Raw genomic sequence first — 22,563 nt, 5'->3', positions numbered from 1 at the left:
TGCCTCGTCGGGCAAAACACGCCAGACGATGGTCAACGCTCTCAGCGTAAAACATTTCGCTTTACGCGAATTCGGAAATGCATCATATTCGCACCATCCCAACCCGGCCGAGGGGCGCTATCGCGATCGTCACGACACGCGGGATGGGACGTGGTGGACGCCGACTGCATCGGCGCGATTGGTTTTCGCAGGGCGGGCAACCGTGAGCGAGAGCGTCGCGCGCACGACCGGTGCGGTCAGCGTACGGCAAAATCGTGTGGTCCTGGCGCCCGGAGTCTGTGCGCCAAGTCTTGCGGTGATGGGTGTGGCCCAACCGGGCCCGCGCATCAGCCATCGGCAAGGCGACGGGGGCAATAGTGCATCGCTCCCCGGGGAGAGCTCGGCATAAGCCGTCAACCCACTGCGCAGGGAAGGCCGGATGTTTGGCTTCACCTGTATGCCGCTGTGNCAGCCTCTTGTAGCGCAACCATCGCACAGTGGACCGCGGGTGCCAGCCGGCACCCGGTCTTCCCTGCGCCCTCGGCACCTTCGAGGGTGGTAACTGCTGCAAACTCGGGCACGGCGTGCCGCGAGAAAGCCAAGACATGCCCGCGCAAGACATGCCGCGATCGCAGATGCCAAGCGGAAGATGAAGTTTACTCACGTCTTGCTTGCGGGAGGCTTGCCGGAGCGATCCAAACGATGCGGCACTTGGACGCGAAATCATACCTGAGGTTGTCGCCCAGAATCGCTGTAATAAATTGAAACAATGTTTCTGCGCGCTGGCATGAGGCCAGTCCCTGCCTTGCGACCCGGCAATGATTGACGGACGTCCAGGACCCGCCGAGCCGTCAGGAATTCCCCATGGTGTCCACCTATTTTGGCTATAGCTACGTCGCGCGCAATCTCGCACAGACCCTGACGCGGGTGGCGCAGCAATCGGACGTCTCGCGCGATGCCGCCTATTACAAAGCCAACATCGGCAAGGTGCACACCGTCGACGATCTGATGAACGACTATCGTCTGTATCACTACGTCACGAAAGCCTATGGCCTGGAGGACATGGCCTACGCCAAGGCTTTCATGAAGAAAGTGCTGCAGAGCGACCTCTCGGACTCCAAGAGCTTTGCCAACGCACTGATCGACAAGCGTTACCGCGAGTTTGCCGCGGCATTTTCCTTCGGCAGCGGTGGAACGAAGGTTGCGCAATCGGTCGACCAGACCGACGACATGATCGGGCTGTACACGTCGACCATGCAGAGCAACGTCGATGCAGTGGCCGCCGACACGAACTACTACAATGCCACGATCGGCAACGTGACCAGTGCCGACCAGCTTCTCAATGACGATCGCCTTCGCAACTATGTCGCTTCGGCATTCGGGATCGATCAAAGCAAGTGGCCGCGCGACACCATCAAGCAGGTCTTGACCAGCGACCCGTCCGATCCGAACAGCTACGTCAATACGACCTTCTCGTCCCAACTATCCGGCCTGAACGCCCAGCTCGCCCAGGCCAAATCGGATGCAACCGACGCCAGCACGAAGATCGCCGATTACACCACGCAATTGTCGCAGCCCGGCGCTGACGTCAATCAGTTGAACGTGCAGATCTTGGTCGAAAAATATCGCCTGCAGTCGGCCGTGGGCACCATATCCAGCACGAACGATGCCATCGCGACGACCGGCCAATTCATGGACCTGGCCGGTGCGTTCGAGTTTTCGGCCGACGGATCGCTTCCAGCGGGGACGCCCGCCCAGACCGCCGCAAACATCGCAGCCACGACCAAGAGTTTTGACGACAGCAAGTCGGCGGTCTATTCGGCCGCGAGCCCGTTGCAGGAAGCCCTGGCAGTCGGCCAATTCAGGAACGCCATCCCCAAGGTGAACTCCCTCCAGGCGCTGGTCTCCACGCCGGCCGCCTTTAATTTTGCACTGTCGGCCGTCGGCCTCGATCCCACGCAAGTCTCGCAGTCCACCGTGAAGGCCGTCCTCGAAAGCGACCTCAACGATCCCAAGAGCTACGTCTACACGCTCAAGGACGATCGGTACGTCAAGCTCGCTCGCGCGTTCAATTTTGACGCAAAAGGCAGTCTGACGACACCGCTGACGGCTCAGGATTCGGCTGAAGTCCTCGATGTCGCAAAGGACTACGTCATTGCGAAATTGAAGACCGCAAGCACGCAGGACCAGGCGAAAGTCAAGGCTCAGGCCCAGAAGGACGCGACGGACTATCAACAGGCGATCGGCGGCATCAAGAGCGTTTCCGATCTGCTCGCCAACAGGAAGCTGGTCGACTTCGTTCTTGTGGCCAAGGGTCTGGATCCTGCGAAAGTGAGCACCGCCTATCTGAAGAAGATCTTCGCCTCCGACTTGAACGATCCCAAGAGTTTTGCAAACACGGAGAGCGACCCGCGTTTTGCCGAGATCGCGGCATCGTTCAATTTCGACAAAAACGGCAACGTCGCACGTCTCCCGATGGTGGGCCCGCAAAAGCGCGATCAATTTCTGGCAACGCAAAAGAACTATCTCGAGCAGAGCCTGGAGCAGCAGCAGGGCGACACCAATCCCGGCGTGCGCCTGGCGCTGTATTTTCAGCGGAAGGCGGGGGAAATCACCTCCGCCTACGACATCCTTGCCGACAAGGCTCTTTCCGAGGTGTTTCGAACCACCTTCGATCTACCTGATCAGATGGCCGCGATGCAGATCGACCAGCAGGCCAAGATCGTGGAGAAATACCTCAATCTCAAGGATCTCTCAGATCCTACGAAGCTGTCAAAGCTGCTGAGCCGCTTCTCCGCCATGTATGACGCGAGGAACGCCAGCCAGACCTACTCGCCCGTGCTCGACCTCTTCCAGGGATCGAGCTCGACGGGGGTATCAGGCTTCAGTGAATCGACATATCTGGCCATGGCAAAAATGCGCGCCGGCCCGTGGTGATTGTTCTGTCATTGCGAGCGCAGCGAAGCAATCCAGAATCCTTCCGCGGAGACAGTCTGGATTGCTTCGCTGCGCTCGCAATGACGACAGAGAGAGTGGCCTATTCCGCCAGCGTCGCCTCGATGAAGCCGCGCGGATCGGCGCAGAATTGCCGCATGACCCGGTAATGATCGGTCTGCTCCACCGTGGTCGGCTCGAGGCCGTATTTGCCGAGCCGCAACAGTTGCGCATTGGGATAGGCCATCAGCAGCGGCGCATGGGTCGCCATGACGACCTGACAGATGCGGGAGTCTTCCATGCGACGCAGCAGCTTCAAGAATTCGATCTGACGCGCAGGCGAAAGCGCCGACTCCGGCTCGTCGAAGATAAAGATGCCCTGGCGCTGGCAACGCTCTTCGAAAAAACGCAAGAAGCCTTCGCCATGGGAGTGCGACAGGAAATCCGGTCCGAGCTGGCCGGCGTCACGTGCGGCCTTGTCCAGATACCGCGCGACCGAGAAAAAGCTCTCGGCACGGAAAAACCAGCCATTGGTGATCTTCGGCAGCCAGCTCGCACGCAGCGATGATCGTGATCGCAGTCTCGAAGTTGAGTTCGAAATCATTCGGGAAGATGGGCAGGCAAAACGGATAGACCTCGCGATCGCGAATTTGCGACGGGTCGAGCCAGACCCGTTTCAGGTACGGCGCAGGCAAGTTGATCGTCCGATTGCCTCTCCGCGCCATCGCCAGCCTCCATGCCTTCAATAGTCACGGAACACATCATGAACGCCGATATTGCAAAGAGGTTTCCGGCGCCGAGCACGGCCTCACAAACTAGTCCAGGACTTCCAGCACCAGCTCCATGGTCATCAGCACCGGATTGTCGCCACGGACCAGGCGGCCCTCGGCGATGCCGCCGGTGTAGTCGATCAGCGCGACGTCGATCGCAGCTTCCAGCGCGCCGGACGCACCCGCTGCGATCGTCCCGGCGGTTATCGCCAGCTCCGTGGCAAACGGCTCGGTCACGCCGCCATGGATGAAGCGCGCGCCGATGGTCGAGCCGACACCACCGTGGATTTTTGCACGCGCGATGCCGCGCGCCCGGCAGAAGGCTTCGAGGCAGGCGGCAAAATCCTGGTTGGGCCGCAGCCGCAGCGCGAATGCACGGCTGGTCGTGCGCGCGCCGGAGCTTGCGGATGCGACCGGCCCGAACAGCTTGAAATTGGTCTCGGGGTCGGGCTCCGCCGTGAACATCGCACCATCGACACCGAAGGCCTCGACCTCAAACGGCTCAGCGACAACAGTCTCGTCCGGCAGCATGTGGCCGCCGCTCGCCTTGCCATCCGCCTCGGTCCACAGCCCGTGGCAATGATAGAACGGCGCGCCGTCGCGCATGCCGAGCGTCATGCTGCCGAGCCTGGTGCGGGTGACGCCTGCGGGCCGGTAGGCATCGCTGTAGAACGCCGCATTTTCGCCGGTCTTCGACAACGCCGGCATCACATAGCCGAACGGCCCGAGCGCGCCGCGGCCGAAATTCAGCACGCCGCCGCCAAATCCTTCCGCGGCAAAGCCGCGGCGCGCGGCTTCGAGCAGCGGCAGGCCGGCTTGAAGCGTGAACGAAAAGGCGCGCCCCCGCGCCTCCACCCACTGGATACGCTCGGTGACGGGCGCGCCTGGCTGCCTGATACTCCGCATCACGTCGACTCAGCCCGCCTTCGTCATGTCGAGATCGAGCAGCCCGCGCGCCTCGAGCTCGTCGCGCACCATGCGCTTCGGCACTTTGCCGTAGCCGGATTTCGGCAGCGCCTCCCAGAAGAAGAACCGCTTCGGCATCTTGTAGCGCGGCACCTTCGGCGACAGGAATGCCGCCATCTCCGCTTCGCTCACCGGTTTCCCGCCGTCGCGCGCAACGCAGACGGCGACGCCGACCTCGCCCCAGGTCGCATCGGGCACGCCGAGCACGGCGACTTCGGCGACCGCGGGATGCGTCAGGATCTTCTCCTCGATCTCGCGCGGATAGATGTTGGAGCCGCCGGAGATGTACATGTCCGACGCACGCCCGGTGATGTAGACGAACCCCTCCTCGTCCATGTGACCGAGATCTCCGGTGCGGAACCAGCCGTTGCGGAACGCCTTCGCATTGGCCTCGGGATTGTCGTAGTAGCCGGCGAGCACGGCAGGCCCGATCACGCAGATCTCGCCGCTCTGGTTCGCTTTGAGCTCGCGGCCCTCGTCGTCCTGGATCGAGACCTGCATGCCGGTGCGCTCGAACCCGCAGGTGCCGATCTTCGCATGCGGGCCGTCCTCGGGATCGTGCAGCGCCGCCGGCAGCACGGTGATGTTGCCGGTGACCTCGCCGAGGCCGAAATACTGCACGATGACCTTGCCGAGCTTCTTCAGAGCGGCCTTCTGGTCCTCGCGATACATCGGCGCGCCGGCATAGATCACGTGGCGCAGCGAGGAATGATCGTATTTGTCGGCGGCGGGGTGCTCGACCATCATCTTCAGAATCGTCGGCACCGTGAAGAGATTGCCGACCCGGTGCGTCGCGATCAGGCGGAACGCCTCGTCGATGTCGAACTTCTCGGTCGACAGCAGCACGGTGCAGACGCCGCGCACGGTCTGCACCAGCTGATGCACGCCAGCGCCGTGCGACAACGGCGCCACCACCAGCGAGGCATCGGCTTCCGTGACGCCGGGGGTGAGGTCGGCGAGATGGTTGGTGACGACAAAACCCATCTGCCCGTGGGTCAGCACCGCAGCCTTGGAGCGGCCGGTGGTACCGGAGGTGAAGAAGAACCAGCAGGGATCGTCGTGCTCGACCGCAACGTTCTCGACCACTTGGCCTGCCTGCGAAGCGATGGCGGCGGCGACCGACGTCTCACCGAAGGAGGCCTTGCCGTCGATGCTCCAGGTGAATTCCAGCGCACCGCCGCTCACGGCCGCCGCATGCTCGGGAAAATCGACATGGCACAAAAACGCTTTCGCACCCGACGCCTGTGCTAGATAGGCCACCTCGTCCGGCATCAGGCGGAAATTGGTGGGCACCCAAACCGCGCCGAGCCGGAACGCCGCAAACATCGAGACAAACATCTCGTCGCCATTCTTGGAATGGACCAGGATGCGGTCGCCCTTGGCGATGCCACGCGCAGCAAGCGCAGCCGCCAGCGCGGAGACCTGCGCATCGATCTCGCGCCAGGTCCAGGATTTGTCACCCCAGACGAAACCTGGACGCGATCCATGCCGCCGCGCATTCTGGGTCAGCATGTAAGCGAGATTCATGACGCGGCGGGACATGCGGAGCGGCTGCATCGGGCTTCCTCTTCGACGGCAGACGGCACGCAAGCCGCCCGCTCATTGGAGCCCATTTATCGCCATCGAGAGCGGCCTCGCAAGACCGCCGGCCGGGTGTCATCCATGCGCTCGTTCAGGGAATTTTAAACATGATCAGCGCAACCTCAGCCAGTATCCGCGTACAGAGTGCCGCATCATGGTCAAAGCGCCCGCCTTCCTCCTGTTGTCGCTTGCGCTTGCTGGCTGTGCTATCGCGCCGCAAGCACATTTGGCCTCTGATCCCGCCTTCAAGTCCACGCGCTATGCTTGGGATGGCGCGGGTCAGGATCCCAATCAGCCGCGTTCCACCGTCGGACCCTCACGGGCAACGCGCACTGCTGCCCGGCCGCCCGAGGATGATGGCATCGAGGCCGAGCAGGACGCCAAGGTCAATCGTTCGCTGGTCATCTGCCAGGGCTGCCTCCCCGCAAAACCTCAGCCGGAAGATTCTCGCCTCGCCAAGGCGGCCGATTGAACCGAACCGCGCGTATGGGCCAAAGCGGATGCGCATATGCCGAAGGGCGATGTCAGGCCGATCGATTTCGATCCCGTCACGAATTCGCAGGAACCCGACGTGAAGTCGTTCAAGGTTGACGCGGACAAGACGGAGGCCGACAAGGCGACGCTCGCGGTGACCATCGCCGGCCGCCGCAACGACCGCAAACCCGCCGACCGGATCGTGCGTTACGACTTCGTGCGCGAGGCCAACAGCTGGAAGATCGACGACATCAAGGGCTCCTCCGACGGCGAGGCCTGGTCGATCCGCAAGATGCTGACGGACGCGCTGAAGAGCTGACCGGAGACATCATGAACGACGTGATCAACAACAAGGCCCACCACCGCTACGAGCTCGAGCTGGAGGGCCACGTCGCGACCGAGCATTACAAGCTCGACGGCAATGTCATCACTTTCGAGCATACCGATGTGCCGAAGGAGCTCGGCGGCAGAGGCGTCGGTTCAATACTGGTGCAAGGCGCGCTCGACCAGGTCCGCGCGGCCGGCTTGAAGGTGATCCCGGAATGCCCGTTCGTGAAGGCGTGGATCGAGAAGCATCCGGACTATGCGGATCTTGTGAAGAGATGAGAGCACAGGCCCGCCCGTGGCCTGGCGGGCCTGCCGACATCTTCGGCCTATTGCCCGTGCTTCAGCATATCCTGGTCACTCAGATCCCAGTCCTGCCAGAGCTGGAGCACCCCGAGGAGCACCACCACCCCACCGAGACTCGTGTGGTAGATGCGGAGAAAGCCTTCACCAGAATAGCCGAGGGTGTAGGGCGAGGCGATGAGCCACAGTCCGACGACGATCGTGGTTATCTCCTGCCACCGCTGCAACGCTACGTATTCGAGCTGGCTAAGGCCAAACACGACCAAGCCGATGGCGACCGTGTTCAAGACGACCATCTGATATCCGGCCGTCACCGCTTCGTCGTGGACGGGAAACCATGGCGAGGCGGCGATCAGCGCGCCGAGCAGCATGCCACACCAGTCTTCCCATGTCCGATGAGTATTCAAGAAACCAAAGTCCGACATCGTACCCTCCTACAAAAGAGGCATACGTCAGCGGCTGGCGACCATGACACTCCGAATGTCTAGCGACCCGCCGGCCGCATTCGGGCGTATGTCCTCCAAAAGACGTGGGAGCCGCCGTGGAACTTGCAAGAGTGGTGGCAGGAATTGTTTGGGCCTCGTGTAGTGCTGTCACCCCACAATGCGCGGCAAGCTCTCTCGGCCGCGCCTTGCCAAGGGCGGGGTCAGGCTCCTAGATCGGCAAGCGATAGGCGCTCGGAAGGATATTGCATGGCGGCATCGGTACGCGACAACAAGGACAGGAGCCGTTTCGAGCTCGATGTCGGCAGCGAGCTGGCCTTCGCCAATTACCGCCTGACGCCGTCGGCTGTCATCATCACCCACACCGAGACGCCGCGCGCGCTGCGCGGCCGCGGCATTGCCTCCGAGCTGATCAAGGGCACGCTCGACCTGATCCGCCGCGACGGCAGGAAGGTGATCGCGGGCTGCGGTTTCGTCGTCGATTATCTCGACAAGCATCCGGAGGATGCGGATCTCGTTGCCTGAACGCAAAAGGGCCCGCGAGATCGCGGGCCCTTCGCGTCGACCGATGCCCGTCGGTCAGTGCTTGATTTCAGGCGGCAGCTTGCCACCATTGGCGGCGAGCTTGGACATCACCTGCTTGTGCAGCCAGACGTTCATGCTGGCGGAGTCGTTCATATCGCCGCTATAGCCGAGCTCCTTGGCGAGATCCTTGCGCGCAGCAAGGCTCGAATCAATGTCGAGCGCCTTCATCAGGTCGACGATCGAAGTCCGCCATTCCAGCTTCTCTTTCTGCGCAGCCACCAGCTTGTCGACGATGGCCGCAACGTCCACAGTCGCTGCGGGCGCGGCGGAGGGTGCAGCGCCCGGCACGGACGAAGGCGCCGATGCGGTCCCTGTAGGCGCGCTGCCCGCGGGTGCGCCGCCGGCGGGCGCAGCGGAAGCCGGGTGGCTGCCGAAAATTGCGCCCATGATTTTCCCGAAAATGCTCATGTCTGCTCCCCGAAAAGGATCCTGTTGGAAGGCCCTGAGTGGGCACTTATAGACGAAGTTACGTTGTCGCGTCCGCGAACTTCCGCGAACCACAGACAGCATGAGCTTATCTGCGGCGAAATGACGACCGGATGACATCATCGAGGTTGCACTGCGGCAACGAATCTCACCCAAGCGTGAGGGACAGGACTCGGAAATGGGCGTACGCTTGACCTTCAGCTCGCGATGCCATCCGGAATTCGCGTCTGGTCGGACTCGCGAAACTCAAAAAATGCGGCCGCTTGCGCCGTTGTCGGCGCCGAATTCGGCTGCATGGCAAGGAGCAAGCCGACCATGGCCACACTCTACCCGGGCAATGTCCCCACGATGGGCCAGACCGCAGGCGCGGCTGGACCGGTGATCCGAACCATCCAACTGTCCGACCTCCACGACGCGCTCAGGCGCGGTTGGGAAGATTTCAAGGCAGTTCCGAGCCACGCCATCATCCTCTGCGTGATCTATCCGGTGCTCGGCCTCGTGATCGCGCGCGTCGCAATGGGCTATTCCGTGATCCCGCTGCTGTTTCCGCTGGCCGCGGGCTTCGCCCTGATCGGCCCCTTCGCTGCACTCGGCCTCTATGAGCTCTCGAGCCGTCGCGAACGCTATGAAGAGGCTAGCGCCTGGGATGCCATGGAGGTGCTGCGCTCGCCCTCCTTCGGCGCGATGCTCGGCCTTGGCACGCTGCTGCTCGCCTTGTTCGTGACCTGGGTTGCGACGGCGCAGGCGATCTATGTCGCGGCATTCGGCTACGAGGGCGTGACCGGAATCTCGGATTTCGCGACGCGTGTGCTGACGACGTCGCAGGGCTGGTGGCTGATCGTGATCGGCTGCGGCACGGGCTTTCTGTTCGCGCTCGCCGCGCTCTGCATCAGCGCCGTCTCATTCCCGCTGATGCTCGACCGCCATGCCGGCGCTCTGGACGCGATGGTGACTTCGCTGCGCGTCGTCGCCAAGAACCCGGTGCCGATGGCGGCCTGGGGCCTGATCGTGGCAGTGCTGCTGGCGCTCGGAACGATCCCCGCGTTCCTCGGGCTCGCCGTCGTCATCCCCCTGCTCGGCCACGCGACCTGGCATCTCTACCGCAAGGTCATCGTCTCCGAGCCCGGTGCACGGCCGGTGCCGCCTCCGCCGCAGCGTCCGCGCAAGCCGGCGGCCGATTTCCCCGCCAATCTCTTCCCGTGGCGGAATCGGGAATAGGACCAACGCCAAGGATTTCGCGCCTGACGATCTTGTTACAATCGATCCCGCCCCGGAGTCCCCGCGGCGGGGTCGGTTGATGTCATACGCCTTGCTTTGGCCGCGGTTACAACCGAGATTGGCGCCGCCGGTCATGCCACTTCACGGAATCAATTTACTCGAATGACCCTGACGGTTTCTCGTCTCGCTCTCGCAGCCCTCGCCCTTTCAGCATCAATCGTGTCCGTCGAGCCCGCTCTGGCCGCGGTCGCCTGCGGCTCGGGCAATTTCGACGCCTGGCTAGCCGACTTCAAAACCGAGGCCGCGGCCAAGGGCATCTCGCAACAGGCGATCGCCGCCGGACTTGCTGGTGTCGCGCTGGACCAAAGCGTCCTCAACCGTGACAAATCGCAAAAGGTCTTCACCCAGACCTTCGAAGAGTTTTCCGGCCGAATGGTGCCGCCGCGGATGACGCGCGGCTCCAACATGATGAAGCAGTACGGCTCGGTGCTGTCGCGCATCGAGCAGACCTATGGCGTGCCGGGCGAGGTGTTGGTCGCGATCTGGGGTCTCGAGACCGATTTCGGCGTCAATACCGGCAAGTTCGCGACGATCCGCTCACTGGCGACGCTGGCCTATGATTGCCGGCGCGCCGAGCAGTTTCGCGGCGAGCTGATGGATGCGCTGCGTATCGTTCAGCGCGGCGATCTCGCTCCCGCCGACATGAAGGGCGCCTGGGCCGGCGAGCTCGGCCAGACCCAATTCATGCCGTCGTCGTGGATGAAATACGCCGTCGATTTCGACGGCAACGGCAAGCGCGACCTCTTGCACAACGCACCCGACGTGCTGGCCTCCACGGCAAACTATCTTGCGGGCTATGGCTGGCAGAAGGGCAAGGATTGGCAGCCGGGCAGCCCGAACTTTGCGGTGCTCCAGCAGTGGAACAAGAGCGAGGTCTATTCCAAGACGGTGGCCTATTTTGCCACCCAGCTCGCCCACGCCCCTTAAAGCGCACGCCAGACACCAAAGCGTAGGGCCGATCGCCTCGCGACCGGCCCTCTCTTGGTGTGCGTTTACCTACCCGTTTACTTGCCCATGGTGGCTTGCATCGCCTTGTTCAGGTGCGCGCCGCACACACCCATTTTGCCATTGAGCAGCGCGTCCTGCGCAGCCGTGATCTCCTTCTCGGCAACGAACTTGCCGTCGCCGTCGGGCATGTTCTCGATCGCGGTCTCGGTCTTTTCCAGATTGGCCCCGCTGCAGCCGCCCATGCTGTGCTTGGCGGCCTGGGCCGGCGCGACGGCGAATGCGACGGCGGCGATTGCGATAACCCCGAGTAACTTCGTCATGATGTTACTTTCCTTCTCTTGTTCTTGGGACAGACCCAGCGACATTGCCGGAATCTGCAACATGACTTTGCTGCCGACGCGGCAACTTGCCGCAATAAATTCCCCGCGAGAATTGCGTGATGTTGCGCGCCGCGCAGAGCCGCATGCGAAATTTCTGATTTTCATTACAACTTTGTAATCAAGGCCTGCACGCTCAGCGTGTGTGCAGTGCATCAACGAGGGGGGCGGTCGGCCTCGGCCGAACGCGAGGCGCGCCGCGCAGATCCCGTCCCGCTGAAGACCGGAGAATCGCCGCGGCGCCCGCTTCTCAGATCGATAGGACCCTCAACAGATACTTTGAATATCAATTCACTACTATAGATCCCAATTCATGCGATCTGCGCATGCGAGACTTGGGCTTACAAGCTAGCGGGCCGCCTTGCGGGCCACGGAAACACAACTTATTTCCTTCAACATCGGAACCGCACGATTTGTTATAAACCCGTGATTTAACGGATGTTTACCTCGTCAGGGGGGGATTTGCGCCTAGCTATTGGGCGGGGCTGCCGACAGGTTAATCGTCTCTTACGTCTGCCATGCGCTCTTCGCTTAGCTGCATCGCAACATCGGAACTTTCGCAGTGCACCACTCTCACCTATATTCATTTCAACGATGACGCCCGGGCAAGGGCTGAATCGAACTACAGGAGACTACCAATGCTGCTCTCGCTCATCCGCATGATCCAGGCTTTCCGGGACTATCAGCGCAATGTTGCCGAGCTGTCCCAGCTCAGCGATCGCGAACTGGCCGACATCGGCCTCGATCGCTCGGACATCCCGCGCGTTGCCGCCGGTCAGTATCAGGGCTGATATTGTTCAGCCCTGAACCGGACGAACCGATAGCGCCCGCCTCGTGCGGGCGTTGTCGCATCTGGTGGCAGAAAACTCGATCTCGGCGATTCCACTGACCGCCGAAAAGCGCTACCTGTCCGCCCCATGACAGGACCCCTATCCAACATTGTGCACGTCGTCGGAGCTGGCCTTGCCGGTTCCGAAGCCGCCTGGCAGGTGGCGAAATCAGGCGTGCCCGTGGTGCTGCACGAGATGCGTCCCGACCGCATGACCGAGGCGCACCGCACCGACGGGCTCGCCGAACTCGTCTGCTCCAATTCATTCCGCTCGGACGACGCCGCCAACAACGCAGTCGGCCTTTTGCACGCCGAAATGCGTCGGCTCGACTCGCTGATCATGCGTGCAGCCGACGCCAACCAGGTGCCCGCCGGCGGCGCGCTCGCCGTCGACCGCGACGGCTTCTCGTCCGCCGTCACCAAGGCGCTGAACGACCATCCGCTGATCGAGATCGCCCGCGGCGAGATCAAAGGCCTGCCGCCGGCCGAGTGGAGCAACGTCATCGTTGCGACCGGCCCCCTCACCTCCGCGCCGCTGGCGGATGCGATCCGCGAGCTGACCGACGAGAACGCGCTCGCCTTCTTCGACGCGATCGCGCCGATCGTGCACCGGGAATCCATCGACATGTCGGTGGCCTGGTTTCAGTCGCGCTACGACAAGGTCGGCCCCGGCGGCAACGGCGCGGACTACATCAACTGCCCCATGACCAAGGAGCAGTATGACGGCTTCGTCGCCGCCCTGATCGCAGGCGAGAAGACCGAGTTCAAGGAATGGGAGACCAACACGCCCTATTTCGACGGCTGCTTGCCGATCGAGGTGATGGCGGAACGCGGGCCAGAAACCCTACGCCACGGCCCGATGAAGCCGGTCGGCCTCACCAATCCACGCGATCCCGCCACGAAGTCCTACGCCATCGTGCAACTGCGCCAGGACAACAAGCTCGGCACGCTCTACAACATCGTCGGCTTCCAGACGAAACTGAAATACGGCGAGCAACAGCGCATCTTCCGCACCATTCCGGGGCTCGAGAAGGCCGAGTTCGCCCGCCTCGGCGGCCTGCATCGCAACACCTTCCTCAATTCGCCAAAGCTGCTCGACAACCAGTTGCGCCTGCGCGCGCAGCCGCGGCTGCGCTTTGCCGGCCAGATGACGGGCTGTGAAGGCTATGTGGAATCCGCCAGCGTCGGCCTGATCGCCGGCCTCTATGCCGCAGCCGACGCGCGCGGCGAGCGGCTTGCGAGCCCGCCGGGCACCACGGCGCTCGGGTCCCTGCTCGGCCACATCACCGGCGGCCATATCGAGACCATCGAGCCGGGGACACGCTCGTTCCAGCCGATGAACATCAACTTCGGCCTGTTCCCGCCGCTAGCGACCGCGCCGACGAAGAAACCCGACGGCACCCGGCTGCGCGGCAACGAGAAGACGGTGGCCAAGAAGCAGGCGATGAGTGCGTTGGCGCTCGCCGATCTCGATCGTTGGATCGCCGATCATTTGCGCATTGCTGCAGCCGCGTGAGTTTTCGATGAGTCTCCCGAAAGACGACGCCGCAGTGCTCTCGGCGCGCTGGACCGAGGGCGTGCTGCTCAAGCGCGACGTGTTCTCGACTGTCGAGCGCGGCCGCTTCCGCGCCGACGGTGGCGAGGTCGACGCGGTGCTGCGGCGGCTCGATGAAGTACCGTGGTGGTCGTTCCTGCTGGCGCGTCATCTTTTTGCGCGCGAGAAGCACGCGCTGGCGCTCACCAAAGGCCTCAATGTCGGCCCTGAATTGCTCTGGGCCGGCCGTCGCGCCCTTGCGCGTGGCTTCGTCGACGGCGTCGCGCTGCATCTGGCAAAACCCCACGGCGATCTCGCCTATTTCCGCACGGCCAAGGCTGCGCTGCGAAGGCTGCGCCGCGCCGGCATCTGCCACAACGATCTCGCCAAGGAACAGAACTGGCTGGTCGGCCGCGATGGGCGGGCCTATGTGACCGACTTCCAGCTCGCGGCCTGCTTCAACCGGCGCGGCCGACTCTATCGCATCCTCGCCTACGAAGATCTCCGGCATCTGCTCAAGCACAAGCGCTCCTACGCGCCCGAGGCGCTGACGCCGCGCGAGCGAAAGATTCTCGCGAAAAAATCCTTCGCCGCGAGCTTATGGCTCGCCACCGGAAAGAAGGTCTACCGCGCGATCACCCGCGGCCTCTTCAACTTCACCGATCGCGAGGGCGGCGGCCGCCGTCTCGTCAATGACGCGCCGGTGCTGGCCGAGTTGATCCGCCAAAACCCCGCCGTCCGTGACACCGCCATCGTCGCCTTTGCCGACCGCCGTTCGGGCGTGGGGCTCTATGCGTTCGTGGAGGCGGATCAGGCCGCGCTTGAAGGGCAGCTGCGCAACGAGCTCACGGCTGCCAAGGGGCCAAAGCCGCCGGAACACATTCAAGTCGTTCATGCGCTGCCGCGCGACACCAGCGGCATGCCGCGCACCGAGATCCTGCAACTGGTCGCCATGAACCAGCTCGACCTGATCGAGCCGATGATGAAGAACGATCAGGACCGCGCCTTCCTCAAGGACATCCTCGAGCAGCGCAAGAATCTACGCGATCGCTTCAACTTCGAGGCGGACCTGCCCGCCAATTAGACCACTGGATGCGCCGCGCCTTGAAGCGTCCACAATGCCGGTGGAGAAGCCGGAGATCACGCTGACTTGGGGAACGATGACGAGCTGGGGGACCACATGAGGCGCCGCGCCGCCCTGCTGATCGCAGGTCTCATGCTGCTGGCGGCCGCGCCCGTGATGGCCGCGGAGTCTCCCGCCGAACAGATCTCCGGCTTTCGACTGAAACATGGTGAGGGCCGCGTCGTACGCGACACGACCCTCGATCGCATTGCCATGGACCAGGCCCGTGCGATGGCGGCGAAGGATGATCTCAGCCACGACGCCCTCGGCCCGTTCAACAAGCGCGTCGCACCATCAGGCGCGGGCCGCGCCGCCGAGAACATTGCCTATGGCTACGATAATTTCGACAAGACGCTCGGCCAGTGGATCGATTCCTCCGGGCACCGCAAGAACCTGCTGCTGCACAACGCCTCCCGCGTCGGGATCGCCAGCGCGAAGACCGCCAGCGGCAAGCGCACCTATTGGGCCATGGTGATTGCCGGCGATTACGAGCCGAAGCCAGGCAAGGGCAAGGGCAAGAAGGACAGCGAACCGCTGGTGGCCGTGAAACGCGAGGTCACGTCCGCCAGCAAGCCCAAATCCGGCAACTGCCATGTCAAGCTGCTCGGCCTCTGCATCTGAGATCAAGCGGGGCTTGGTTCGCCGCGATCTTGCTCGCGTTCCTCGGTATGTCTAATTCATACGCAAGGATTGCAGGACGCGGAGACACACGTGATCGACATCGACCAGATCCGCGCCGATACGCCGGCCGCCTGCCGGCTCGCCTACCTCCACAATGCCGGCGCGGCGCTCATGCCGGCGGCCGTTGTCACATCGATGAAGCAGCATATCGATCTCGAGAGCGAGATTGGAGGCTACGCCGCCGCCGACCGCGAGTCCGAGCGGCTTGATGCGGTCTACGCCTCGGTGGCACGCCTGCTGAATGCCGCCCCCGACGAAATCGCGCTCATGGAGAACGCGACCGTCGCTTGGCAGATGGCTTTTTATGCGCTGCCGTTTCGCGCAGGAGACCGGATCCTGACCGCCGAGGCAGAGTACGCCGCCAACTACGTCGCATTCCTTCAGGTCGCCAAACGGACAGGCGCGGTCATCGACGTGGCGCCGAGCGATGCCAGCGGCGAACTCGACACCGAGGCACTCGAACGCATGATCGATGACCGTGTGAAGCTCATTGCCATCACCTGGGTTCCGACCAATGGCGGCCTGGTCAATCCCGCGGCGGCCGTCGGCAAGATCGCGCGCGCACGCGGCATTCCCTATTTGCTCGATGCCTGCCAGGCGGTCGGCCAGATGCCGGTCGACGTCGAAGCCATCGGCTGTGACATGCTGTCAGCCACGGGGCGCAAATTCCTGCGCGGCCCGCGCGGCACCGGCTTCCTTTACGTCCGCAGGCCGCTGCTGCAAAAGCTTGAGCCGCCGATGATCGACCATTTTGCGGCGCCGTGGGTGTCGCGAGATCAATACCAGCTCCGCGACGATGCGCGCCGGTTCGAGACCTGGGAGAACAATTATGCGGCGCGGCTTGGGCTCGGCGCGGCCGTCGACTACGCCCTCGCGATCGGCCTTGGACCGATCGAGCAGCGCTGCCGCCTGCTGGCGGACCGCCTTCGCAGCGGCCTCGTCTCGGTTCCCGGCATCACCATTCGCGACCTTGGCCGCGCGCCAGGCGCCATCGTCAGCTTCACGATGGAGGGGCGTGAGGCGGACACGATCGTCGCCAGCGCCGCTGCGGCCGGCATTACCATCGGTGCGTCACATCCGTCGAGCACCCGCATCGACGCGGAAGTCCGCGCGCTTCCGGTGGTCGTGCGGGCATCGCCGCACTACTACAACACGGAGGCCGAGATCGACCGGCTGATCGCCCACCTCGCGGGTTTGGCGCCCCCCTAACATGGCGCACGCGCTCGGGCGGACCTCAGGGCCTCGTCGTCAGCGCTGATAACTGGTCGGTATCGAAGCGCGCGCGCAACTCGCTGATGGCCTTCGCGTCAGGCGTTCCGCTGCCGGTCAGACTGGCCAGCTCTTCGAAGTAATGTTCGTGCCCCGGCGGGGACACTGTCATGAGCACGCGCGCAGGCTTATCGCTCACATTGGTGATGTTATGGGGGACGCCGGGTGGAATGAAGAGGAAAGTCCCCGCCGTAGCCCGGACGACCTCTTCGGCGACGTGCCATTGGCATTCCCCTTCGAGCATGTAGAAGGTCTCTTCCTGCACACGATGAACGTGCCGGCCCGTGGCGAACCCGGCCGGGATCATCCAGTCGAACATGCTCGTGTGCTTGGTGTCTTTCCCGGTTACCAGGAAGGCCATCGGCTCGCCGCGCAGCATGACTCCCTTGGTCTCGCCGGGTCGGCGGATCACCGCTTTCGCGTTCATGTGCCTCTCCATAGCTCGCAATGGCTTTGCCTGAATCTCCTGTCATGATGATCCGGCCGGACCGGAAAGTCGTGAAGCCGTTCGGAAAACTTGCAAAAAACCTCCGAAATATGCCCTTCTTCGGCGATGGCCACGATCCTTGAATTTGGTCCATTTCGCCTCGACGCCGACGCGGGGCTCCTTTTCCACGGTGTCGAGCCGACCCCGCTCGGTCGGCGCGCTGTGTTGCTGTTGGCGTTGCTCGTTCGGCGGACCGGCGCGCCGGTGTCCAAAGACGACTTGATCGAGGCGGCGTGGCCAGCCCAAGCGATCGAAGGCAGCAACCTGACCGTCCAGATCGCCGCGATACGGCGCACGCTGGCGGACATTTCCGGAGAAGCGTGCTGGATCGAGACTCTGCCGCGGCGCGGCTATCGCTATGTCGGTCCGGCCATGGCGACGTCCGATCCGGATCGCATATCCGCAGCCTCGGATGCGCGGCCTCTGGCATTGCCCGACCGGCCGTCCATCGCGGTGTTGCCCTTTGCAAACCTGAGCGGCGATGCGGCGCAGGATTATTTTGCCGATGGGATGGTCGACGACATCATCACCGGCCTGTCGCGCATCAACTGGCTGTTCGTGATCGCGCGGAATTCGACGTTCGCTTACAAGGGCCATGCGGTCGACGTGAAGCAGGTCGGCTACGAGCTTGGCGTGCGGTATGTGCTTGAAGGAAGCGTCCGAAAGACCGGCACGACCGTGCGCATCACCGGTCAGTTGATCGATGCCGCGACCGGGATGCATTTATGGGCCGAACGCTACGATCGCCGGTCCGAGGATTTTTTCGCACTCCAGGACGACATTGCCCTGTCGGTCGTCGGTGCGATCGCGCCGAGCCTGCGGCGCGCCGAGATCAACCGGGTCAAACGCAAGCGGCCCGAGAGCCTCGATGCCTATGACCTCGTCCTGCGAGCCCAGCCGGACGTTGATTCCGGCATGCCGAAACAGGTCGCACAGGCGCTCGTGCTGCTCGAACGTTCAATCGCGCTCGAACCTGATTATGCGCTGGCGTATGGCAACGCCGCGATGTGCCACCACTGCCTGTTCCTTCGGGCGGGCTTGCAGGAGGTCGATCGATTGGCGTCCATCCGCCATGCGCGCTCAGCGATCACTTATGGGCAGGATGACACCCTTGCGCTCACACTGGCGGGTTTTTCGATCGGCATGGATGGGCACGATCGCTCGGCGGCATTCACCGCGCTCGACGCCGCACTCGCCATCAGCCCATCATCGGCGCTGACCTACATTCTCGGCAGCGTGATGCTCGCTTGGAGCGGGGATTCCGACCGCGCCATCGAATGGAGCGAACGAGGCATGCGGCTTAGCCCGTTCGATTCCTGGGCTTTCGCCGCATTCGATGCGCAGGCGATGGGGCATTTCCATCGCGGCAGATATGAAGAGGCGTGCCGCGCCGCCTACCGCGCAGTTCAAGCCAATCCCCGCCACAGCATCACTTATGTTCAGTTGACCGCCGCTCTCGCGAAGCTTGGACGGTTGCAGGAGGCCCGAGCGGCAGCCGCACAGGTGCTCGAGCTCCATCCTGCGTTTCGCTACAGCCGTCAATTTAAGGGGGTCAACTGCGCGCCGGCGCTCGCCTCGTCCCTTGGCGAGGCACTTCGTGCAGCTGGGCTGCCGGAGTAGCGGGCCGCGTCTGCTCAGGTGCAGCGCGCGCTCAGTCCGGATGCGCTGAGCTTGGCCATGACCTCGTCAAGATGGGCGCTGTCGCGGGTCTCGATGACCAATTGCAGCAGCGTCGCCTTGGCCGGCAGGTCCGAGAAGGTCCGCTGGTGCGAGACTTCGATGATGTTGGCGCCGGCTTCGGCCAGCAGCGCGGCGACCGCGGCCAACTGGCCCGGTCGGTCAGGAATATCGAGCGAGAGCTGCGTCAGCCGCCCCTCACGCGCGAGCTCGCGCGTCAGCACCGAGGCGATCAACCTTGTGTCGATGTTGCCGCCGCTCAGGACCAGACCAACCTTCTCGCCAGCGAAGCGCGTGGGATCGGACATAATCGCCGCAAGACCCGCAGCGCCGGCGCCCTCGACGACCGTCTTCTCGATCGAGATCAGAGTTGCGACTGCACGCTCGAGCTCGGCTTCGTTGACGAGCGCGATGTCGTCGACCAGGCTGCGGACGATTTCAGTGGTGATCTTGCCCGGCGATTTGACCGCGATGCCTTCAGCGAGCGTATCGCCGCGTGCCGGCAGATTGCCGCCATGGACGGCATTGTACATCGAGGGATAGAGCCAGGCTTCGACACCCAGGATCCGCAACGACGGCTTGATCGATTTCGCCGCAATCGCGATGCCGCTGATCAGGCCACCGCCGCCGATCGGGACGACCAGCGTGTCGAGCTCCGGCACGGCCTTCATCATCTCCAGACCGACTGTACCCTGCCCCGCGATGACAAGCGGGTCGTCGTAGGGGTGGACGAATATCATGCCGCGGGCTTCGCCGTGACTTCGCGCAAACGCAGCCGCCTCCTCCAGCGTCGCGCCGGTGACGACCACCTCGGCGCCGTGATGCCTGGTATTCTCGACCTTCACCATCGGCGTGCCCACAGGCATGACGATCGTGGCGGGAATGCCGAGCCGCTTGGCGTGATAGGCTACACCCTGCGCGTGATTGCCCGCCGACATGGCGACGACGCCGCGCGCACGCTCGTCCGGCGTCAGCGCCGTGAGCCGGTTCAGCGCGCCCCGCTCCTTGAACGAGGAGGTGAATTGGAGGTTCTCGAATTTGAGCCAGAGCTCGCAGCCGCAGATATTGCTCAGCGTCCGGCTGTAGCTGCAGGGCGTTTCGACCACAGCGCCGCGGATAATCTCGGCTGCAGCTTGAATGTCGCCCGGTGCGACCGGAAGGCCGCTCAGATCGGGGATTGCGGTTTGGGACCATTCAGCCATGGGACAGCATAGAGCATTTGACCACCTCGGGCGATAAGCCAACCGCTATTTGGTAAATTCCCGGGATCGTGAAGCCCGCCACAGCGTCCACAGCGTGCGCAACCGCGACACCGGCTGCGGCGCGAAGGGATTGCGCCCCGGCCGAGACAGGCGATCGAGATCGGCCCGCGCCTGGCTCAGCGGCAGGAACGCAGCCCGCGCCGGCGGCGCCACCTGCGCCAGCAGCGACGAGGCCGTCGTCAGATGCTGCCGAGCTTCGTCCATGAGCTGGTCCAGCACGGCATTGAGATGGGGCGTCTGTTTGCCGGCAAACACATCCTCGACGTCACAGCCATGGCTGGTCAGAAATTGCTGCGGCAGGAACAATTGTCGATGGGCGGAGTCCCGCGGCAGGTTCGCGATCACCTGCGCGATGCCCTGCGCCAACCCCGCGTGCCGCGCGAGGTGCTCGGTCGCATCCGAAGCTTCGCCCATGACCCGGGCCGCGAGTGCGGACAAGGCCGAAGAGGTCGCCGCCAGATAGCCTTCCAGCGCCGTCATGGTCGGCATCGGATCGTTGTAGAGATCGAACTGATGCTCGTCGACGAGCAGCGACAACGGTTCGACCGGCAGATCAAAATCGCGGGTCGCGCGCAACAGCTCGGCCGCCACCGGATTGCCCTCGGCGCTGCCGTGGACAAGGCCCGAGAGCAGATCGGTCCACCATTGAAAGCGGATTTCGCCGGGCAAGGGCTGGCTCACCTGGTCGCGGACCCGGACGATCTCGACGTTGAAGGCGTAGAGCGCCAGCAGCGCCCGACGTTCGGCAGCGGGCGCGAACAGGGTCGCAGCATAACGCGGAAAGTCGTGATTGCGCACAAGGTCGGCGCAGAATGTCACGGTGTCGGGCGGCGTCGCAGCGCTGCTCATGGCACGGCAATCAGCGCAGCCGCAACGCGGCGCCGTTCGCCGATCATGATGTTGTAGGTGCGCACGGCGGGGCCGGTCTGCATGGTGTCCAGCACCACCCTCACCGCCTTCAGCGCCTGGCGCAGCTCCGGCGGCGGCAACCAGACGCCGGTTCCGGTCCCGACAAGAAGCGTGTCGATGCTGTTGGCGGCCGCAAAAACCCGATCCAGCGAATAGCGGTCGATCCTGGTGGGATCAGTCACGTCCCAGGCCCAGATCGCGTCAGGCAGGCACAGCAGCGAGCCCCGATGCGACATGCCGGCGAAGGCGAAGCCGCCCTTACCGTAGGCCTCGATCGGCGCCGAGCGCGGGAAATGGGGAGCGTTGGGATCGCCGGCCATGAGCCTCGTCCGAATGAGCTGACTGCCCTCGCAAACTCATGCGAGGGCCTGCGGTTCGGATCACGCCTTGCTTTTCTTCGCCGGCGGAGCCTCTTCTTTCGCATCCTCGCGATGCTCGCCGACGCCGAGATAGATCAGGATCGGCGCCGCGATGAAGATCGAGGTGTAGGTGCCGACCAGCACCACGCCGAACATCATGACCGCGGTGAAGCTGTGGATGGCATGACCGCCGAACAGCAGCAGCGCCAGCAGCGCCAAGGTCACGGTGAAGTGCGTGATGATCGAACGCGACAGGGTAGAGTTGATGGACTCGTTGAGCAGCTGCGGCATCGGCATCTTCTTGTAGCGCCGAAGCATTTCACGGATACGGTCATAGATGACGACGGTGTCGTTGAGCGAATAGCCAAGAATGGTGAGAAGCGCCGCGATGCTGGTCAGGTCGAAGTCGACCTGGCTGATCGACATGAAGCCGATCGTCAGCACGATGTCGTGCACGTTGGCGATCATCGCACCGAGCGCGAACTGCCATTCGAACCGGAACCAGAGATAGATCAGGATCGACACGATCGCGAGCATCAGGCCGAGCATGCCGAAGGCCAGCAACTCGCCCGAGACGCGCGGGCCGACCACTTCGACGCGGCGATATTCGAAGGAATCACCGAGCGCCGTACGGACTTTCTGCACGGCTTCCTGTTGCGCGGCGTCGCCGCCCGGCTGCTCCGCGACACGGATCAGGACGTCCGCGGGACCGCCGATTTGCTGGATCTGGACTTCGCCCATACGCAGGCCATCGAGTGTCGTGCGCATTGCCGCGATGTCGGCGGTGCCGGACTTTGCCCGCACCTCCAGCAGCGTGCCGCCGCGGAAGTCGATGCCGAAATTCAGGCCGTGGGTGAAGAACAGCGTGATGGCGACGATCGACAGCGCCGCCGAGATCGGAAAGCTGACGCGACGAAAGCGCGTGAAGTCGAAATGCGTATCGTCAGGGACGATGCGCAGCGCCGGCAACCAACCGAACACCGAGACCACGGTGAGGACGGCGATCAGGATGCCGAGCCCGATGAGAACAATGTGAGTCACGGTC

The 22,563-nt window shown here is 63.5% G+C and carries 23 protein-coding genes and 2 pseudogenes; 14 read left to right on the top strand and 11 right to left on the bottom strand.

Annotation, left to right across the window (positions count from 1 at the left end; all coding sequences use genetic code 11):
* Positions 1-388, top strand: a 388-nt coding sequence (locus K3F49_RS27845; protein WP_346657358.1) for a hypothetical protein, incomplete at its 5' end; no start/stop codon positions are given.
* Positions 389-843: 455 nt separating this feature from the next.
* Complete coding sequence (locus tag K3F49_RS27840) at positions 844-2,916, top strand: DUF1217 domain-containing protein (RefSeq protein ID WP_234684092.1); 2,073 nt, start codon at positions 844-846, stop codon at positions 2,914-2,916.
* Positions 2,917-3,016: 100 nt separating this feature from the next.
* On the opposite strand, the pseudogene K3F49_RS27835 reads toward K3F49_RS27840, so the two are convergent.
* From K3F49_RS27835 to K3F49_RS27825, 3 genes and pseudogenes are all read right to left on the bottom strand, one after another.
* Positions 3,017-3,638: pseudogene (locus tag K3F49_RS27835) on the bottom strand (AAA family ATPase).
* 90 nt (positions 3,639-3,728) lie between these two features.
* Positions 3,729-4,589, bottom strand: a complete 861-nt coding sequence (locus tag K3F49_RS27830) for a PCC domain-containing protein (RefSeq protein ID WP_234684091.1) — start codon at positions 4,587-4,589, stop codon at positions 3,729-3,731.
* 9 nt (positions 4,590-4,598) lie between these two features.
* The gene (locus tag K3F49_RS27825; RefSeq protein ID WP_234684090.1) at positions 4,599-6,206 is read right to left on the bottom strand and encodes an acyl-CoA synthetase; all 1,608 of its coding nucleotides are present in this window, start codon (positions 6,204-6,206) and stop codon (positions 4,599-4,601) included.
* Between the two features lie 178 nt (positions 6,207-6,384).
* Here K3F49_RS27825 and K3F49_RS27820 point away from each other — a divergent pair, with 178 nt between their 5' ends.
* From K3F49_RS27820 to K3F49_RS27810, 3 genes and pseudogenes are all read left to right on the top strand, one after another.
* Positions 6,385-6,702 carry a hypothetical protein gene (locus K3F49_RS27820; protein ID WP_234684089.1) on the top strand — a complete coding sequence of 106 codons (318 nt, stop codon included), beginning with the start codon at positions 6,385-6,387 and terminating at the stop codon, positions 6,700-6,702.
* 12 nt (positions 6,703-6,714) lie between these two features.
* Positions 6,715-7,023 (top strand): annotated as a pseudogene (locus tag K3F49_RS27815) (DUF3828 domain-containing protein); the annotation flags it as partial.
* A gap of 11 nt (positions 7,024-7,034) precedes the next feature.
* On the top strand, positions 7,035-7,310 hold the full coding sequence (locus K3F49_RS27810; RefSeq protein WP_234684088.1) for a GNAT family N-acetyltransferase: 276 nt from the start codon (positions 7,035-7,037) through the stop codon (positions 7,308-7,310).
* A gap of 47 nt (positions 7,311-7,357) precedes the next feature.
* Here the strand turns inward: K3F49_RS27810 and K3F49_RS27805 are convergent, their stop codons facing one another.
* Positions 7,358-7,756, bottom strand: a complete 399-nt coding sequence (locus K3F49_RS27805) for an SPW repeat domain-containing protein (RefSeq protein WP_234684087.1) — start codon at positions 7,754-7,756, stop codon at positions 7,358-7,360.
* 267 nt (positions 7,757-8,023) lie between these two features.
* Here K3F49_RS27805 and K3F49_RS27800 point away from each other — a divergent pair, with 267 nt between their 5' ends.
* Positions 8,024-8,299: a GNAT family N-acetyltransferase gene (locus tag K3F49_RS27800; RefSeq protein WP_234684086.1), complete on the top strand. Its 276-nt coding sequence runs from the start codon at positions 8,024-8,026 to the stop codon at positions 8,297-8,299.
* 54 nt (positions 8,300-8,353) lie between these two features.
* Here K3F49_RS27800 and K3F49_RS27795 read toward each other — a convergent pair whose 3' ends face one another.
* Complete coding sequence (locus tag K3F49_RS27795; RefSeq protein WP_234684106.1) at positions 8,354-8,767, bottom strand: DUF3597 domain-containing protein; 414 nt, start codon at positions 8,765-8,767, stop codon at positions 8,354-8,356.
* Between the two features lie 333 nt (positions 8,768-9,100).
* Here K3F49_RS27795 and K3F49_RS27790 point away from each other — a divergent pair, with 333 nt between their 5' ends.
* Entirely contained in the window at positions 9,101-10,003 is a 903-nt protein-coding gene (locus tag K3F49_RS27790) for a DUF2189 domain-containing protein (protein ID WP_234684085.1), read from the top strand.
* A gap of 162 nt (positions 10,004-10,165) precedes the next feature.
* Complete coding sequence (locus K3F49_RS27785) at positions 10,166-10,990, top strand: lytic murein transglycosylase (protein WP_234684084.1); 825 nt, start codon at positions 10,166-10,168, stop codon at positions 10,988-10,990.
* 77 nt (positions 10,991-11,067) lie between these two features.
* Here the strand turns inward: K3F49_RS27785 and K3F49_RS27780 are convergent, their stop codons facing one another.
* Positions 11,068-11,394, bottom strand: a complete 327-nt coding sequence (locus K3F49_RS27780; protein WP_234684083.1) for a hypothetical protein — start codon at positions 11,392-11,394, stop codon at positions 11,068-11,070.
* A 632-nt stretch (positions 11,395-12,026) separates the two neighbouring features.
* Here K3F49_RS27780 and K3F49_RS27775 point away from each other — a divergent pair.
* The 5 genes from K3F49_RS27775 to K3F49_RS27755 all read left to right on the top strand — a co-directional run bounded on the left by K3F49_RS27775 (position 12,027) and on the right by K3F49_RS27755 (position 16,764).
* Entirely contained in the window at positions 12,027-12,179 is a 153-nt protein-coding gene (locus K3F49_RS27775; RefSeq protein ID WP_007590701.1) for a DUF1127 domain-containing protein, read from the top strand.
* A 126-nt stretch (positions 12,180-12,305) separates the two neighbouring features.
* Positions 12,306-13,733, top strand: coding sequence for a methylenetetrahydrofolate--tRNA-(uracil(54)-C(5))-methyltransferase (FADH(2)-oxidizing) TrmFO (gene trmFO, locus K3F49_RS27770; RefSeq protein WP_234684082.1), 1,428 nt, complete (start codon positions 12,306-12,308; stop codon positions 13,731-13,733).
* A gap of 7 nt (positions 13,734-13,740) precedes the next feature.
* A complete protein-coding gene (locus K3F49_RS27765; protein WP_234684081.1) occupies positions 13,741-14,835 on the top strand; it encodes a serine/threonine protein kinase in 1,095 nt (364 codons plus the stop codon).
* A gap of 96 nt (positions 14,836-14,931) precedes the next feature.
* The gene (locus K3F49_RS27760) at positions 14,932-15,495 is read left to right on the top strand and encodes a CAP domain-containing protein (protein WP_234684080.1); all 564 of its coding nucleotides are present in this window, start codon (positions 14,932-14,934) and stop codon (positions 15,493-15,495) included.
* A 90-nt stretch (positions 15,496-15,585) separates the two neighbouring features.
* The gene (locus K3F49_RS27755) at positions 15,586-16,764 is read left to right on the top strand and encodes an aminotransferase class V-fold PLP-dependent enzyme (RefSeq protein ID WP_234684079.1); all 1,179 of its coding nucleotides are present in this window, start codon (positions 15,586-15,588) and stop codon (positions 16,762-16,764) included.
* 25 nt (positions 16,765-16,789) lie between these two features.
* Here K3F49_RS27755 and K3F49_RS27750 read toward each other — a convergent pair whose 3' ends face one another.
* Complete coding sequence (locus tag K3F49_RS27750; RefSeq protein WP_234684078.1) at positions 16,790-17,251, bottom strand: cupin domain-containing protein; 462 nt, start codon at positions 17,249-17,251, stop codon at positions 16,790-16,792.
* 126 nt (positions 17,252-17,377) lie between these two features.
* On the opposite strand from K3F49_RS27750, the gene K3F49_RS27745 reads away from it, so the two are divergent.
* Complete coding sequence (locus tag K3F49_RS27745) at positions 17,378-18,931, top strand: winged helix-turn-helix domain-containing tetratricopeptide repeat protein (RefSeq protein ID WP_234684105.1); 1,554 nt, start codon at positions 17,378-17,380, stop codon at positions 18,929-18,931.
* A gap of 14 nt (positions 18,932-18,945) precedes the next feature.
* Here K3F49_RS27745 and K3F49_RS27740 read toward each other — a convergent pair whose 3' ends face one another.
* The 4 genes from K3F49_RS27740 to secF are packed head-to-tail and all read right to left on the bottom strand — an operon-like array spanning position 18,946 to position 22,559.
* Positions 18,946-20,190, bottom strand: coding sequence for a threonine ammonia-lyase (locus K3F49_RS27740; protein ID WP_234684077.1), 1,245 nt, complete (start codon positions 20,188-20,190; stop codon positions 18,946-18,948).
* A 45-nt stretch (positions 20,191-20,235) separates the two neighbouring features.
* Entirely contained in the window at positions 20,236-21,099 is an 864-nt protein-coding gene (locus K3F49_RS27735) for a phytoene/squalene synthase family protein (protein ID WP_234684076.1), read from the bottom strand.
* Positions 21,096-21,479: an Mth938-like domain-containing protein gene (locus tag K3F49_RS27730; protein WP_148777937.1), complete on the bottom strand. Its 384-nt coding sequence runs from the start codon at positions 21,477-21,479 to the stop codon at positions 21,096-21,098. The genes K3F49_RS27735 and K3F49_RS27730 overlap by 4 nt, the downstream gene beginning before the upstream one ends.
* 60 nt (positions 21,480-21,539) lie before the next feature.
* A complete protein-coding gene (gene secF / locus K3F49_RS27725; RefSeq protein WP_234684075.1) occupies positions 21,540-22,559 on the bottom strand; it encodes a protein translocase subunit SecF in 1,020 nt (339 codons plus the stop codon).
* Between the last annotated feature and the right edge of the window lie 4 nt (positions 22,560-22,563).

This window comes from Bradyrhizobium monzae (assembly GCF_021458635.1).
In the GTDB taxonomy this organism is placed as follows: Bacteria; Pseudomonadota; Alphaproteobacteria; order Rhizobiales; family Xanthobacteraceae; genus Bradyrhizobium.
The sequence above is the reverse complement of the archived record's forward strand: the minus strand, read 5'-3'. Positions and strand labels throughout refer to the sequence as shown.